This is a genomic window from Paracoccus sp. 08 (assembly GCF_024105395.1).
GTDB classification, from domain to species: domain Bacteria; phylum Pseudomonadota; class Alphaproteobacteria; order Rhodobacterales; family Rhodobacteraceae; genus Paracoccus; species Paracoccus marcusii.
The window spans coordinates 18,032-32,952 of the sequence record NZ_WEKR01000014.1 but is presented as its reverse complement, the minus strand read 5'-3'; the positions used below and the strand labels follow the sequence as shown (position 1 = coordinate 32,952).

Genomic DNA, 14,921 nt, shown 5'->3' with positions numbered 1-14,921 from the left:
CAAGCCGAAGCCGTTTTTCCGGCCCTCGCCCCCATGTTCGGGACCAAGAGACACGCGAAGGAGACTGACATGAGCAAGCCGCTGATGGCCAAGGCCACCGCCGTCTGGCTGGTCGACAACACGACGCTCAGCTTCAAGCAGATCGGCGATTTCTGCGGTCTGCACGAGCTTGAGGTTCAGGGCATCGCCGATGGCGACGTGGCCGCGGGCGTCAAGGGCTATGACCCCGTCGCCTCGAACCAGCTGGACCCCGAAGAGATCAAGCGCGCCGAGGCGAGCCCGATCTATCGCATGCGCCTGAAGCACAACCCCGCCGCCGACGGCGAGGAAAAGCGCCGCGGGCCGCGCTATACGCCGCTGTCCAAGCGGCAGGACCGTCCCGCGGCGATCCTGTGGCTGGTCAAGTTCCACCCGGAACTGGCCGATGCGCAGATCGCCAAGCTGGTCGGCACGACCAAGCCCACGATCGCGTCGATCCGCGAGCGGACGCACTGGAACAGCCAGAACATCCAGCCGATCGACCCGGTCGCCCTGGGCCTGTGTCGGCAGACCGAACTGGACGCCGCCGTCCAGAAGGCCGCCAAGAAGAAGGCCGCCGAAGGCGGCGTGATGACCGACGACGAGCGTCGCAAGCTGGTCAGCACAGAGACCTCGCTGTCCATGTCCGAGGAGCCGCGCCTGCCCAGCGCGATCGCCGGGCTGGAGAACTTCAGCCTGTCGCGCGACGAGGACAAGCCCGAGCGAGAGCTGGACAAGGACACGTTCTTCAACCTGCCCGACACGGATGACGAGGATGACGACGAGGACGATCACGGCAAGTCGCGCCGCTGATTGGCACCGCAGATGATGAAAAAGGCCGGGCAATCGCCCGGCCTTTTGTCTTGGGATGGACGCGCAGCTGCCCGCCCGCCTGCAACAACGATCGCATGAAAAAGGCCGCGCCAGGTTTCCCCGACGCGGCCCTTTCTGCAAACGCCTGAGTGTCAGGCGCGGCCGCGCACCGCACGTGCGATGGCGATCAGGATACATGCACCCACGAAGCCTGCCAGCAGATAGGCGAAGCTGAAGCTTGCACCGGCCGCATAGAGGCCCAGTAGCGAGCCGAAGATGAAGTTGAACAGCACCGCGCCCACGATGCCCAGGATGATGTTCATGAGGAGGCCCATGTTGGACTTCATGAACTTTTCAGCAAGCCAACCGGCAATGCCCCCGACGATGATAGCTGCAAGCCAGCCCATGCCATTCTCCTTGATTGTCCCGGCCGACCCTGACGGTCGGCGCCTTCTGTGAGCGCAACGTGGCCTCCGGCCCCCGGTTCCAAGACGGCGTCGAAAATGTCAGACCGAGAGGCAGATATACTTCATCTCCAGATAGTCCTCCAATCCGTGATGGCTGCCCTCGCGGCCCAGGCCGGACTGCTTGACGCCACCGAAAGGTGCCACCTCGGTCGAGATGATGCCGGTGTTCACGCCGATGATGCCGTATTCCAGCGATTCCTGGACGCGGGTGACGCGGCCGATGTCGCGGGCATAGAAATAGGCTGCCAGGCCGAAGATGGTATCGTTGGCGGCGGCAACCGCCTGATCCTCGGTGTCGAAGCGGAACAGCGGTGCCAGCGGGCCGAAGGTCTCCTCGGTCGCGACCTTCATGTCGCGGGTGACGCCGGTGACGATGGTCGGCTCGAAGAACAGGCCGTCCTTGCGCTTGCCGCCGGTCAGGACCTGGCCTCCGCCCTGGGTGATGTCGCGGATATGCTCCTCGACCTTGTCGACGGCCTTCTGATTGATCAGCGGGCCGGTGGTGGTCCCCTCGGTCAGCCCGTCGCCCACGTGCAGCTTTTCGACCGCGGCCTTCAGCTTGTCGGCAAAGGCGTCATAGACCCCGGCCTGGACATAGATGCGGTTGGCACAGACGCAGGTCTGGCCGTTGTTGCGGAACTTGGACGCCATGGCGCCCTCGACCGCGGCATCCAGATCGGCATCGTCGAAGACGATGAAGGGCGCGTTGCCGCCCAGCTCCATGCTGCATTTCATCACCTGGTCGGCGGCCTGGCGCAGCAGCACGCGACCCACCTCGGTCGAACCGGTGAATGTCAGCTTACGGACCAGGTGGTTCTCGCAGAACTCCTTGCCGATGTCGCTGGCGCGCGACGACGGGACGACCGACAGGATGCCCTTGGGCAGGCCCGCCCGTTCGCCCAGCACTGCCATGGCCAGCGCCGACAGGGGTGTCTCGGCTGCGGGCCGCGCGACGAAGCCGCAGCCGACGGCCAGCGCGGGCCCGGCCTTGCGCGCGATCATTGCGTTCGGAAAGTTCCAGGGCGTGATCGAGCCGACGACCCCGATGGGCTGGCGGATGACGCTGATGCGCTTGTCGGCCTGGTGGCCGGGGATGGTCTCGCCATAGACGCGCTTGGCCTCCTCTCCGAACCATTCGATGAAGCTGGCGCCATAGGCGATCTCGCCCTTGGCCTCGGCCAGGGGCTTGCCCTGTTCGGCGGTCAGGATGGTGCCCAGGTCGTCCTGGTTGGCCATCATCAGGTCGAACCACTTGCGCATGACCTGGGCGCGGTCCTTGGCCGTGCGCGCGGCCCAGTCCTTCATCGCCGCCGCGGCGGCGTCGATGGCGCGGGCAGTCTCGGCCCGGCCCAGATCGGCCACATGGGCGATGACGTCGCCGCGGGCGGGGTTGGTGACCTCGAACGTGGCGCCGTCATCGGCGTCGACCCATTCGCCGCCCACGAACGCACGGGTTTCCAACAGCGAGGGGTCGCGAAGAAGGCTTTTCAGATCGGTCGGCTTGGTCATGGCGTCCTCGGGGTGCATTTCGGTTGCGGCATGTGAACATGCCCGGCGCGGCAAAGTCAAAGCCGCCGCGGGGCCGGTCGGTGCCGACGATGACGGAAACGTGAAGCGGGCGTCGCAACCGGGGGCGGGGTTCGGCGTTCGGCCTGCAATCGCTAAGCTGTCCCTCTTGGCGATCTCTCGGGGGCGGTGCGCTGGTCGCGCCGCCCTTTTTCTATCCGAACCGCTGTTGCCAACTGGGTTGCAGGTCACCCGGCCGCGCCGTGGCGCTGTGCACGCCATGCGCCACGGCACGCGCCAGCACGCAGGCCGCCGCATGGCCCAGGACGAACGCATCGCCGACGGGGTCCGCCAAGGGCCGTGCGCCCGTGGACACCGCAAAGACCAGATCGCCGTCCAGCGGCGTGTGGCTGGGCACCAGGGCGCGGGCCAGGCCGTCATGCGCGGCGGTCGCCATGCGTTGCAGCCCGGCCTTGTCCAGCGCGGCATCGGTCGCGACGATGGCGATCGTCGTGGCCTCGCCAAGGCGCTTGGCCGGGGCGGGTTCATGGGCGGCGGAAAAGCGCGCGGGCAGGCCCATGCCGCCGAACTCGGCCTCCAGCTCCCACAGGGCTGCCCAGAAATGGCGGCTGTCGCCCACGGTCGCCTGCCCAAGCGCGTTCACCACGACCAGCGCGCCGACGGTGGCGCCACCCTGCAGCACCGCGGATGCAGACCCGACCCCGCCCTTCAGCGTACCGGTCAGCGCACCGGTGCCCGCGCCCACCGATCCCATCGCGCAATCCACCCCCGCCGCGCTCCAAGCCGCGGCGCCAAGCGCGGGATAGGGATTGGCGTCCCATCCCTTGTTGCCTCCGTTCAACAGGTCGAACACGATCGCGCCCGGCACGATCGGCACCCGCGCGGGGCCCACGGCAAAGCCGCGCCCCGCCCGGTGCAGCGCCGCCATCACCCCGTCGCAGGCTGCAAGGCCGAAGGCCGACCCGCCGGCCAGCACCAGCGCATCGACCCCGCCCACCAGCTTGTCGGGCGCCAGCAGGTCGGTTTCCCGCGTCCCGGGCGCGCCGCCCATCACGTGGACACTGGCCGCAAAGGGCGCATCTGCGGTCAGCACGGTGACACCGGACCGCAGGGCGTCGTCTTGGGCATGGCCCACGCGCAGCCCGGCCACGTCGGTGATCCGGTTGCGCGGGCCCCGGATCATGCCCGGGCCCTGAGCGCCGCGTCGCGCGTCTGGGTCAGGGTCGCGCCGGGGGTCAGCGCCTCGGGGTCCAGCCGCAATTCGATCACGGACAGGCGGCCAGACAGGCGGGCGCGTTCAAAGGCGGGGGCGAAATCCTCGTCCCGCTCGACCAGCTCGCCATGGCCGCCATAGGCGCGGACCAGGTCGGGCAGGTCGGGATTGAACAGGTCGGTGCCCGACACGCGTCCCGGATAGTGGCGCTCCTGATGCATCCGGATCGTGCCATAGCGGCCGTTGTTGGCCACGATGACGATGGGCGTTGCGCCGTACTGGGCAGCGGTCGACAACTCGTTCACGGTCATCTGCAGGCAGCCGTCCCCCGCCAGGCAGACGACGGTCCGGTCGGGATGGGTCAGGCTGGCGGCGATGGCCGCGGGCAGGCCGTATCCCATCGACCCCGACGTGGGCGCCAGCTGCGTGCCGTGGCAGCGCCAGCGGTAATAGCGGTGCAGGAAGCTGGCATAGTTTCCCGCGCCGTTGGTGACGATCGCGTTAGCCGGAAGGTTCTGCGCCAGCCAGCCCACCACCTGTTCCAGCCGCAGCGCGCCGGGCGTGGGGCGCGGGGTCTGCCAGTCGTCATAGGACGCGCGCAGCCGGGCCCGCCAATCGGACCAGCGCGTCGTGGGGGCGGGCAGGTCGGCCAGCGCGGCCACCACGCGGCGTGGATCGGCGACCAGGCCCGGATCGGCCCGCCACAGCGTGCCCAGCTGGTCGGGGTCGGGATGGACCATGATCACGCGGGCATGGGGACGCACCGGGTCCATCGCGCTGTAGCCCTCGGTCAGCGTGTCCCCCAAGCGCGAGCCAAGCGACAGGATCACGTCCGCCTCGCGCAGCGCCGCGGCCAGCGCGGGGTTCATGCCGACGCCCAGGTCGCCCACGTAATGGGGCAGGCGGTTGTCCATGCGGTCCTGGCGGCGGAAGGGCACGGCCACAGGCAGATCCCACGCCGCGGCAAGGCGGGCCAGGTCCTCGGCCGCGTCCTGCGACCACTGGCTGCCGCCGGCGACGACCAGCGGACGCCGTGCCGTCGCCAGGGCGTCGGCCACGGCCTGCACCGATTGCGGCGCAACGTGGGACAGCGGGGCCGGGGCGGGGGCCAGGTCGGGAATGTCGGCCTGGCCGGACAGCATGTCCTCTGGCAGGGCCAGGACCACGGGACCGGGTCGGCCCGACATCGCCACGTGAAAGGCGCGGGCCACGTATTCGGCGATGCGGTCGGTGGCGTCGATCTGGGCCACCCATTTCGCCAAGGGGGCGAACATGGCGCGGTAATCGACTTCCTGGAAGGCCTCGCGGTCCTGGTCGCCGCGCGCGATCTGGCCCACGAACAGGATCATGGGGGTGCTGTCCTGGCGGGCGACATGCACGCCGGCGCTGGCGTTCGTGGCCCCCGGTCCGCGGGTGACGAAGGCCACGCCGGGCCTGCCGGTCAGCTTGCCGGTGGCCTCGGCCATCATGGCCGCGCCGCCTTCGTGGCGGCAGACGATGTTGCGGATGCCGCTGTCGACTAGCCCGTCCAGCGCCGCCAGGAAGCTTTCGCCCGGAACCGAGAACACCCGCGTGACGCCGTTGGCGCGCAGCGCCTGCACCAAGATCTGACCGCCATGCCGCATCGGCTACCCTTCCGTGAATTCGATCTGGCGCACGCGGACATGGCGCAACGCCTCGACCATGAATGCCGTCATCAGGCCAAAGTGCAACAGCCCGTTGGCCGCCGCCAGCCCGCCCAGGATGCGCCAGTCCTGGGGCATCAGCACATCGCCATAGCCAAGCGTGGTGAAGGTGACCAAGGTGAAGTACATCGCCTCCTCGAAGGTGGCGAAGACGCCCATCTGGTGGAACGCCACCGCCCACAGCCAGACCGACGCCGTGACCATCGCCAGCACCGCCAGGCTGGTCGCGACGATCACCAGAGCCAGCTTGGGCCGATGGGGCGCACGGGCCAGCCAGCGGGCGTTGCGGGAGAATGCCGTCTCCAGCGCCCAGATGGCCAGGGCGGCCATCAGCACGCTGGTCACCATCAGCACCGATCCGAACGCGATCTGACCCAGCATGTCCCCCCCCCGCGACAGACCTAGCGCAGGGCACGGCTATCGCGCAACGCATGCCTTTACAGATGCACCCGCCGCGCCTATCTGACCTGCCATGGCCAAGGATGACGACAGCAAGAACTACAAGGTGATCGCCGAGAACCGGCGGGCCCGGTACGACTATGCCATCGAGAGCGATCTCGAGGTGGGGATCATGCTGACCGGGTCCGAGGTCAAGTCCCTGCGCGTGGGCCAGTCGAACATCGCCGAAAGCTATGCCTCGGTCGAGGGCGGAGAGCTGTGGCTGATCAACGGCTATATCGCGGCCCTGTCGCGGGCCGGCGTCTTCGGCCACGAGGAGCGGCGCCGCCGCAAGCTGCTGGTGAAATCGCGCGAGTTGGCCCGCCTGTGGCAGGCCACCGCGCGCGAGGGGATGACGCTGGTTCCGCTGGTGATGTATTTCAACCACCGCGGCATCGTGAAGCTGAAGATCGCCGTCGCCAAGGGCAAGAAGAACCACGACAAGCGCGAAACCAGCGCCGCCCGCGACTGGAATCGTCAAAAGGCGCGCCTGCTGAAGCAGGGATAGGCCATTGCAGCCCTGGCCCCCGGCCTGTAGATCGGGGCGGCACAAGCCAAGGGGGACGGCGATGGACGATCCGAAGACACTGGTCTCGACCGACTGGCTGGCGGCGCATCTGTCCGATCCCGACCTGCGCATCATCGACGCCAGCTGGCACATGCCCGCCACGGGCCGCGACGCACGGGCCGAATACGACGCGGGCCACATCCCTGCCGCGCGCTTCTTCGACATCGACGCGATCAGCGACAAGCGCTCTGCCCTGCCGCACATGGCCCCCCCGCCCGAGATGTTCATCAGCCGCCTGCGCGCGATGGGCGTGGGCGACGGGCATCAGGTGGTCATCTATGACAATTCCGACGTGCGCAGCGCCTTTCGCGTCTGGTGGACGTTCCGCCTGATGGGCAAGACCGATGTGGCCGTGCTGGACGGCGGCCTGCCGCAATGGCGCGCCGAGGGCCGCCCGCTGGAGGACATGCCCCCCGTCATGCGCGACCGCCACATCACGGTCCAGCGCCAGGCGGGCCTGGTGCGCGACGTGACCCAGGTGGCCGCGGCCAGCAAGCTGGGCGATCCGCAGATCGTCGATGCGCGCAGCCCCGAACGCTTTCGCGGCGATCAGCCCGAACCCCGCGCGGGCCTGCGCGCGGGCCATATCCCGGGCTCGCGCAACCTGCCCTTCGGTCGCCTGTTCAACGCCGACGGCACGATGATCGTGCCCGACGCGATCCGCGCGGCCTTTGCCGAGGCGGGCATCGACCTGTCCAAGCCGGTCATCACCACTTGCGGCAGCGGCGTGACGGCGGCGGTGCTGTCCTTCGCGCTGGAGCGGGCGGGCCATCGCGACCATTCGCTTTACGACGGCAGCTGGACCGAATGGGGCAGCTTCGCCGACCTGAACATCGCAACCGGAGACGCCTGATGCTGACCGACCTGAAAGCCCAAAGCCCCGACAAGATCCTGATGCTGATCGAGGAGTTCAAGGCCGACACCCGACAGGGCAAGATCGACTTGGGCGTGGGCGTCTACAAGGACCCGCGGGGCGTCACCCCGGTCATGCGCGCCGTCAAGGCCGCCGAACAGCGCATCTGGGAGACGCAGACCACCAAGGCCTATACCGGGCTGGCGGGCGAGGCCGACTATCGCAACGCGCTGGCCACGATGGTGCTGGGCGATCTGCCCGCCGACCGTCTGGCCTCGGTCGCCTCCGTGGGCGGCACGGGGGCCATCCGTCAGGCGCTGGAACTGGCGCGGCTGGCCAATCCGAGCGTGCGGGTCTTCGTGTCGAACCCGACCTGGCCGAACCACCTGTCGATCATGGCGTTCATGGGCCTGCCCTATACCGAATACCGGTACTTCGACGCGGAAACCCGCGGCGTCGATTTCGAGGGCATGAAGGCCGACATCGCGCAGGCGGGCAAGGGCGACGTCGTCCTGCTGCACGGCTGCTGCCACAACCCGACCGGCGCGAACCTGACCCTGGAGCAATGGTCCGAGGTCGTGGCGATCCTGCAGAAATCGGGTGCGATCCCGCTGATCGACCTGGCCTATCAGGGCTTTGGTGACGGGCTGGACGCGGATGCCGAGGCCACGCGCCTTGTCGCCCGCAGCCTGCCCGAGGTGCTGATCGCGGCGTCGTGTTCCAAGAACTTCGGCATCTACCGGGAACGCACCGGCATCCTGATCGCGCTGGCCGACACCACCAAGGGCCGCGACCTGGCGCAGGGGTCAATGGCCTTCCTGAACCGCCAGAACTTCTCGTTCCCGCCGGATCATGGCGCGCGCATCGTCAGCACCATCCTGATGGACGACGCGCTGCGCGCCGATTGGGCGGCGGAACTGGAGGAGGTCCGCAACACCATGCTGGGCCTGCGCGACCAGCTGGCGGCCGAACTGCGCGATCTGTCGGGCAGCGACCGGTTCGACTTCATCCGCCACCATCGCGGCATGTTCTCGCGCCTTGGCGCGACGCCCGAACAGGTGCAGCGCCTGAAGACCGATGCGGCCATCTACATGGTGGGCGATTCGCGCCTGAACATCGCGGGTCTGAACCGCGACACGGTGCCGGTCCTGGCCCGCGCCATCATCGACGCCGGCATCTGATCCGGGCGGACTGGCGCGTCAGCGACGCGCCAGTGCCTGCTCGATGTAGTCGCGCAGGTCCTCGACCTCGTTGCGGCTGTCGCGCAGGCCGTCCATCGCATCGCGCAATTCGGCCTGCGTGCCCGCCAGGCGGATGGTCAGCGCCGCCTCGCGTTCGGCCAGGGCGGCCACGGCCTCGTCGCGCTCCTCCTCGACCTCGTGCAGCTGCTGGGCCATGCGGTCCAGCTCGGACATGTCGGCACGGGCAGGGCGGGCGACGCGATGGACCAGCCAGCTGGCGATCCAGCCCAGCACGAAGGCCCCGAACAGAATCAGGGCGGTCACGGCTATGAATTCGGATCTGTTCATTCGTCTGTCGCTTCGTCTTGCGCGCCTGCCTGCTCTGCGACGCTGTCGGGACGCGGGCCGGGGCGGGGGGTGTCGTCATCGGGCGTCAGCACGGGCACCCTAAGGTTTTCCTCGCGTTCGTCCAGCGTCTGGAACTGTTCCGCGACGCCCACGGTCATCGGCACCATCCCGGACGCGGCACGGCTGTGGGGCAGCTGCGGGCCCTGCATCTGCGCCGCCCGGTCGGGCAGCTGCGGCCCCTGCATCGGCGGCAGGCGCGGGCCTTGGGTCAGATCCTCGGCGGGGTCGGGGTCGACCTCGGCGCCGGTGACGCCGGCGATGGTGACCGGGGCGGGGATGGTGTCGGCATCCAGGGGGTGCGGCGACAGCAGGCGGAACTCGATCCGGCGGTTGATCTCGCGGCCTTCCTCGGTCTGGTTGGTGGCGACGGGGCGGCTTTCGCCATAGCCGCGGGCCGACATGTTCGCCACGCTGATCCCGGCATCGGCCATCGCCGAGACGATCGCCTGCGCACGCGACCGCGACAGTTCGGCGTTGAACGCCTCCGAACCCTGAGAGTCGGTATGGCCGCCGGCCTCGATCTGAAAATCGCTGCAATCGGCCATGGCGCGGACGAACCGCTCCATCGTCGGCCCCGGATCGCCGGCGATCGACGAGCGGCTGGGTTCAAAGCCGATCTCGCTCTCGGACATGATGATGTTCAGGCGCGCGACGCATTCCTCTCCGTCGGGCAGGCCCAGGGCCTCGTCCATGCGGCGGTCATAGCTGATCGCCAGGCGATAGCGCGCGCCCGGGCCAAGCCGTTCCGACAGCAGCGCCGCGGCCCGGTCGCTGGCGCGTGGATCGCCCGATACGCCCGTCAGCTCGATCATGTCGGGGGTCACGCGAACCTGGCCCGCGTGCAGCGCGCCCATTGCCTCCAGTCCCGCGATCACGCGGACGGTCCAGCCGCCGGGAACCGACGGATCGGTCCGCAGGCCGCTTTGCGCCACGTCAAAGCGTGACCGGGCAAAGCTGTCCACGGCCTGCTGCATCTGCGCATCCGCGATGCGTCCGCGCATCGACAGGCTGCCCGAGGGCGGCAACGTGGCCTGGAATTCGATGGGCGCGGCCTGGGCGGCCGCCTGTTCGTGCTGGGCCTGCAGCCGATAGGTCGGGGGCAACGCCTGTTCCAGGCGGCCGGCGACCTGGTCGAACCGCTGGCGCGTCACCGATGCAGGCACCACCAGCGCCACGTCCGCATCCGACAGCGTCACCTGGCCCTGGCCCAGCTGCCCCACGGCGGCGATGGCGGCGGCGGCGGCCTCGGCCCAGTCGTCGGACGGGGCACCCAGGCCCAGGGTGCAGGTCGGCACCCGCTGCATGCCGGCATCGCGGGCCGCCTGCACGATCCGGTCGCGGCCCGCATCGTCGCTGGCCGCGCAGGCGTCGAAGCGGCCGCCGTCATCATCCATCACGAACCGCAGCGTGAAGGGCGCGATCACCGGACGCGGCGCGGTGATCTGCAGGTCCAGCGCGACCTGCGGCGGTGCGGCCCGGCGCAGCGCCTGTTCCAGCCGGCCCTGATCCTCGCGGTCGGCGGCCAACGCCGCCACCTGCACCTGTCCCGGCGCGATCGAGATCTTCGCCTGCGAGGTCATCTGGGCGGCCTGCAGCCCGAAGCGCAGCGCCTCGGTCCAGCCGTCGGGGACGGGGTGGTCTGCGGCCTCCAGCAGGTCGGTCACCTGCTGGCCCGCCGGGCGCAGTCCGCGCAGGATCGCGTCGCGGTCGGTGGCGGCGGGAACCAGCCCGATCAGCGACAGGCCCTGTTCGCCCTTCAGCAGCTCGACCTTGAAATCGGGGGGCGTCATCGCCTCGACCGAGGCGACGGTCATCTCGTCCAGGATGCGCGTGGCGTCGACGGCGGTGCCGGCCTGGGTCACCGCACGGAACCGCTCGACCTCTGACGGGGCGGTGCCGGTCAGGCGGACGCGCAGCCCGTCGGTCGCCACCTGCGCCCAGTCATGGCCCGCGGCCTGCAGGGCCTGCGTCACATCGCGCGCGGCGCGATCCTCGACGAAGGTCGCTGCGGCCTCGGCCCCCATCCAGGACAATCCGCCCGCGCCGGCCAACACGATGATGGTGGCCAGGGATGTCGAAAGGCGGCGGCGTCGGGCCATCGGAAAAACCTTGTGCTGTTGCAAGCGTGCAACGTCTAGCGACGGGGGGGCGGTGGCGCAATCATGCCAGCCCCGCGATGGCAAGAAACAGCGCAAGAATCAGCCCAGCATCGCGGTTCGACCGGAACAGGCGCAGGCAGACAGCTCCCTGATCCGGCTGGAAATTCCGCAGCTGCCACGTCAGGTGCAGCCCCAAGGCCAGCACTCCGGCCCAGCCCATCAATAGATTGCGACCCGTCAGCGCGACGGCCACGGCCAGAACCACCACCGTCACCAGCGCGAAACCCGCCAGAATCGCGGGGCTGCGGTCGCCGAACAGCCGGGCGGTGGATTTTACCCCGATCAGCGCGTCGTCATCGGCATCCTGATGGGCATAGATGGTGTCATAGAAGATCGTCCAGGCGATCGCGCCCAGCCAGGCCACCACCGGCGCCGGATCGACCCGGCCCATATGCGCGGCATAGGCCAGCATGACGCCCCAGTTGAAGGCAAAGCCCAGGAACAGCTGCGGCCACCAGGTGAAACGCTTGGCAAAGGGATAGATCGCTACCAGCGCCAGCGACGCGACCCCCATCCACACCGCCGCCCGGCCCAGCGTCAGCAGGATCACCAATCCGACCAACCCCTGCGCCCCCAGCCACAGATAGGCGCCGCGCAGGCTGACCTGCCCCGAGGGCAGGGGCCGCGACCGGGTCCGCGCCACCTGCGCATCGATGTCGCGGTCGGTGATGTCGTTCCAGGTGCAGCCCGCGCCGCGCATGACGAAGGCGCCGATGGCGCAGGCCAGCGCGATCCACAGATCGAAAAGCCGCGGCCCGTCCGCCATCATCGCAAGCCCGATCCCCCACCAGCAGGGCAGCAGCAGCAGCCATGTCCCGATGGGCCGGTCCGCCCGGCTGAGCCGCAGCCAGGGCCGCGTGCGCACCGGCGCAAAGCGGTCCACCCAGTTGTCCGGGGGCGCGTCAAAGACGGCGTCTGGCCTTTCTGTCCGGCTTTGCATAGCGTCGCGCCCATCATGGCTAAGATCAGACTGTTCATAGATCACCCGTTGGTTGCAGGACAACCCGTTCCCGTGGACGGCGCGCAGGCGCATTACCTGTCGGGCGTCATGCGCCTGCGGCAGGGCGACGCGGTGTCGGTCTTCAACGGGCGCGACGGCGAATGGCAGGCGACCCTGCTGGATGCCGGCAAGCGCGGCGGCAGCCTGTCGTTGGTCGCGCAGACCTCGATCCAGCAGGACCCGCCGGACCTGTGGCTGATCTTCGCGCCCATCAAGAAGGCCCGCACCGACTTCATCGTCGAGAAGGCGGCCGAAATGGGCGCGGCGCGCATCATGCCCGTGCAGACCGACCACACCAATTCCGACCGCATCCGCCAAGACCGCCTGCAGGCGCACGCGATCGAGGCCGCGGAACAATGCGGCGGCACCTTCGTGCCCCCGGTGGCCGACCTGGCCCCGCTGTCGCGCGTGCTGGACGGGTGGGACCCGGCGCGGCGCATCCTGTGGGCGGACGAATCCCGCGCCGGGCCGGCCGCGACGCTGGCCGGGCTGCCGCAGGGCCCTTGGGCCATCCTGATCGGCCCCGAGGGCGGGTTTTCCGCCACCGAACGCGCGCGGCTGGCGCGCCTGCCCTTCGTCACGCCGGTCAGCCTGGGGCCGCGAATCCTGCGCGCCGACACGGCGGCGGTGGCCGCGCTGGCGCTGTGGCAATCGGCCCTGGGCGACTGGCGTTAACCAACAGGCAGACGAAAGGGTTCGATTTGCGTCCCTTCGTGACCTTTTTGCGACAGAAACACGCCCACCTGTTGCGAAAAGCGCATAGCGGGGTTGCCGGTTTTGCGGCTACCGTTCGTGGGCTGCCGAAACTATCTCCTGTCTATCCGAAATGTGCCCGCTGACCGGGCAAAGTGAAAACAGGTGAACTGATGTCGACGATCGAAACGAACCGCAGCGTGGCTGTCGGAGGCGTGGGCAACGTCGTGGCGCAAATCACGTCGCTGATCGCGTCCTGGCGGGAAACCCGCATGACGCGTCGCGAACTGGGCCGCCTGTCGGACCGCGAGCTGGACGATATCGGTCTGTGCCGCGGCGACATCGAGCGGGTTGCGCGCGGCTTCTAAGGCTTGCTGCCACAATTGACGAACGAACCCCCGAAAGCGGAATGCTCGCGGGGGTTTTTTCATGTCCGGATGGTGGCGTGGGGTCAGCCCCGGATCATCACCAGCGTGGTCCAGTCGCCCATGTCGTCGCGCCGGTCGGGGGCAAAGCCCACGACCTGATACGCGGCGGTGACCTCATCCGCCTGGGTGGTCAAAATGCCCGACATCACGATGCGGCCGTCCTTGGCGACATGGCGCGCCATGTCGGGCGCCAGATCGATGAGCGGCTGCTTGAGGATGTTGGCCAGCACCAGGTCATAGGGCGCCGCACGTTCCAGCATCGGGTGGTCGAACCCCGCCGCCTCGACGCATTCCACACGACCGTCTAGGCCGTTGGCGATCACGTTGGCGGCGGCGGTGTCGACGGCAACCGGGTCGATGTCGCTGGCCAGGACCGTGACGTGCCACAGCCGTGCCGCGGCCATCGCCAAGACCGCCGTGCCGCAGCCGATATCGGCGATGCGCGTCGCCTTGAACCCGTCGGTGGCCAGGCGGTCCAGCGCTTCGAGGCAGCCCTTGGTGGTGTTGTGGTGCCCGGTGCCGAAGGCCATCGCGGCCTCGATCCACAGCGCCTCGACACCTTCGGGGATCTGGTCGACATCGTGGCTGCCATGCACGAAGAACCGGCCCGCGCGGACGGGGGTCAGTTCGCGTTTGACATGGGCGACCCAATCGACATCGGGCAGTTCGGACACCGCAAAGGGCTGCGCGCCATAGGCGGCGGCCAGGATCGCCAGCGCGATCTCGTCGGGGGCTTCGGTGAAGTAGGCGCCCACCTCCCACCGTTCGCTGCCGTCCTCGATCTCGAAGACGCCAGTGCCGACGGGCTCGGGGGTCAGGTCCTCGCAGGCAAGCGCTAGGTCTTCGGCGGCTTCGCGGCCGGGCAGGTGGGTCAGCGCGGTATAGGTGGCCATCAGATCGGATCCGGGTTGGGAATGCTGGCCTGTACGCCGGTGCCCTTCAGGCCGCAATAACCGTCGGGGTTCTTTTCCAGATATTGCTGATGCGCTTCGTGCGCGGGCCAGAAGGGGCCGGCGGGGACGATCTGCGTGGTGATCTTGTCCATGCCTTGCACGGCCAGACGGTTGTCGTAGTCGATCTTGGACGCCTCGGCTGCCGATTCCTGCAGGTCGGTGAAGGTCATGATCAGGCTGCGATACTGGTTGCCCACGTCGTTGCCCTGGCGGTCGCCCTGCGTGGGGTCGTGGTTTTCCCAGAACAGCTGCAGCAGGTGATCATAACTGATCAGCGAGCTGTCATAGATCACGCGCACGACCTCGGCATGGCCGGTGTCGCCGCGCTTGACCTGGTCATAGGTGGGGTTCTGGACGTCGCCACCGGCAAAGCCGACCTCGGTCAGCCAGACGCCGTTCTGTTTCCAGAACAACCGCTCCACCCCCCAATAGCAGCCCATGCCGAAGATCGCCTGGTCATAGCCGGCGGGCGGGGTGGCCCCCAGGGGGCGGTGAAAGATGGCGTGATCGGTCATCG

At 68.8% G+C, this 14,921-nt stretch carries 16 protein-coding genes; 6 read left to right on the top strand and 10 right to left on the bottom strand.

What is annotated here, in order from left to right; all coding sequences use genetic code 11:
• The first annotated feature begins 69 nt into the window (after window positions 1-69).
• Window positions 70-831, top strand: a complete 762-nt coding sequence (locus tag GBO37_RS06650) for a DUF1013 domain-containing protein (RefSeq protein ID WP_148911228.1) — start codon at window positions 70-72, stop codon at window positions 829-831.
• Between the two features lie 152 nt (window positions 832-983).
• Here GBO37_RS06650 and GBO37_RS06645 read toward each other — a convergent pair whose 3' ends face one another.
• From GBO37_RS06645 to GBO37_RS06625, 5 genes are all read right to left on the bottom strand, one after another.
• Window positions 984-1,238, bottom strand: coding sequence for a GlsB/YeaQ/YmgE family stress response membrane protein (locus GBO37_RS06645; RefSeq protein WP_198143153.1), 255 nt, complete (start codon window positions 1,236-1,238; stop codon window positions 984-986).
• Between the two features lie 99 nt (window positions 1,239-1,337).
• Complete coding sequence (locus GBO37_RS06640; protein WP_252927989.1) at window positions 1,338-2,807, bottom strand: NAD-dependent succinate-semialdehyde dehydrogenase; 1,470 nt, start codon at window positions 2,805-2,807, stop codon at window positions 1,338-1,340.
• Between the two features lie 211 nt (window positions 2,808-3,018).
• Window positions 3,019-4,008, bottom strand: coding sequence for a P1 family peptidase (locus GBO37_RS06635; RefSeq protein ID WP_252927987.1), 990 nt, complete (start codon window positions 4,006-4,008; stop codon window positions 3,019-3,021).
• Complete coding sequence (locus GBO37_RS06630; RefSeq protein WP_252927985.1) at window positions 4,005-5,663, bottom strand: thiamine pyrophosphate-binding protein; 1,659 nt, start codon at window positions 5,661-5,663, stop codon at window positions 4,005-4,007. The genes GBO37_RS06635 and GBO37_RS06630 overlap by 4 nt, the downstream gene beginning before the upstream one ends.
• A gap of 3 nt (window positions 5,664-5,666) precedes the next feature.
• Complete coding sequence (locus GBO37_RS06625) at window positions 5,667-6,104, bottom strand: ion channel (protein WP_252927984.1); 438 nt, start codon at window positions 6,102-6,104, stop codon at window positions 5,667-5,669.
• Window positions 6,105-6,195: 91 nt separating this feature from the next.
• On the opposite strand from GBO37_RS06625, the gene smpB reads away from it, so the two are divergent.
• The 3 genes from smpB to GBO37_RS06610 all read left to right on the top strand — a co-directional run bounded on the left by smpB (window position 6,196) and on the right by GBO37_RS06610 (window position 8,763).
• On the top strand, window positions 6,196-6,669 hold the full coding sequence (smpB, locus tag GBO37_RS06620; RefSeq protein ID WP_045980939.1) for an SsrA-binding protein SmpB: 474 nt from the start codon (window positions 6,196-6,198) through the stop codon (window positions 6,667-6,669).
• Window positions 6,670-6,730: 61 nt separating this feature from the next.
• Window positions 6,731-7,582, top strand: a complete 852-nt coding sequence (gene sseA, locus GBO37_RS06615) for a 3-mercaptopyruvate sulfurtransferase (protein WP_252927982.1) — start codon at window positions 6,731-6,733, stop codon at window positions 7,580-7,582.
• A complete protein-coding gene (locus tag GBO37_RS06610; protein ID WP_252927980.1) occupies window positions 7,582-8,763 on the top strand; it encodes an amino acid aminotransferase in 1,182 nt (393 codons plus the stop codon). Before sseA ends, GBO37_RS06610 begins: the two co-directional genes overlap by 1 nt.
• A gap of 18 nt (window positions 8,764-8,781) precedes the next feature.
• Here GBO37_RS06610 and GBO37_RS06605 read toward each other — a convergent pair whose 3' ends face one another.
• From GBO37_RS06605 to ubiA, 3 genes are all read right to left on the bottom strand, one after another.
• Window positions 8,782-9,111: a hypothetical protein gene (locus tag GBO37_RS06605; RefSeq protein ID WP_252927978.1), complete on the bottom strand. Its 330-nt coding sequence runs from the start codon at window positions 9,109-9,111 to the stop codon at window positions 8,782-8,784.
• The gene (locus GBO37_RS06600; RefSeq protein ID WP_252927976.1) at window positions 9,108-11,270 is read right to left on the bottom strand and encodes an OmpA family protein; all 2,163 of its coding nucleotides are present in this window, start codon (window positions 11,268-11,270) and stop codon (window positions 9,108-9,110) included. Before GBO37_RS06600 ends, GBO37_RS06605 begins: the two co-directional genes overlap by 4 nt.
• 61 nt (window positions 11,271-11,331) lie before the next feature.
• The gene (gene ubiA / locus GBO37_RS06595; RefSeq protein WP_252927974.1) at window positions 11,332-12,270 is read right to left on the bottom strand and encodes a 4-hydroxybenzoate octaprenyltransferase; all 939 of its coding nucleotides are present in this window, start codon (window positions 12,268-12,270) and stop codon (window positions 11,332-11,334) included.
• A gap of 15 nt (window positions 12,271-12,285) precedes the next feature.
• Between ubiA and GBO37_RS06590 the strand changes: the two genes are divergently transcribed.
• Both GBO37_RS06590 and GBO37_RS06585 read left to right on the top strand, forming a co-directional pair.
• Window positions 12,286-13,005, top strand: coding sequence for a 16S rRNA (uracil(1498)-N(3))-methyltransferase (locus GBO37_RS06590; RefSeq protein WP_252927972.1), 720 nt, complete (start codon window positions 12,286-12,288; stop codon window positions 13,003-13,005).
• Window positions 13,006-13,196: 191 nt separating this feature from the next.
• Window positions 13,197-13,391 (top strand): DUF1127 domain-containing protein, encoded by a 195-nt coding sequence (locus GBO37_RS06585; RefSeq protein ID WP_042250734.1) that lies wholly within the window; start codon window positions 13,197-13,199, stop codon window positions 13,389-13,391.
• An 83-nt stretch (window positions 13,392-13,474) separates the two neighbouring features.
• On the opposite strand, the gene GBO37_RS06580 is transcribed toward GBO37_RS06585, so the two are convergent.
• Both GBO37_RS06580 and msrA read right to left on the bottom strand, forming a co-directional pair.
• Window positions 13,475-14,344 (bottom strand): 50S ribosomal protein L11 methyltransferase, encoded by an 870-nt coding sequence (locus GBO37_RS06580; RefSeq protein ID WP_127897751.1) that lies wholly within the window; start codon window positions 14,342-14,344, stop codon window positions 13,475-13,477.
• Window positions 14,344-14,919: a peptide-methionine (S)-S-oxide reductase MsrA gene (msrA, locus tag GBO37_RS06575; RefSeq protein WP_084697183.1), complete on the bottom strand. Its 576-nt coding sequence runs from the start codon at window positions 14,917-14,919 to the stop codon at window positions 14,344-14,346. The genes GBO37_RS06580 and msrA overlap by 1 nt, the downstream gene beginning before the upstream one ends.
• Between the last annotated feature and the right edge of the window lie 2 nt (window positions 14,920-14,921).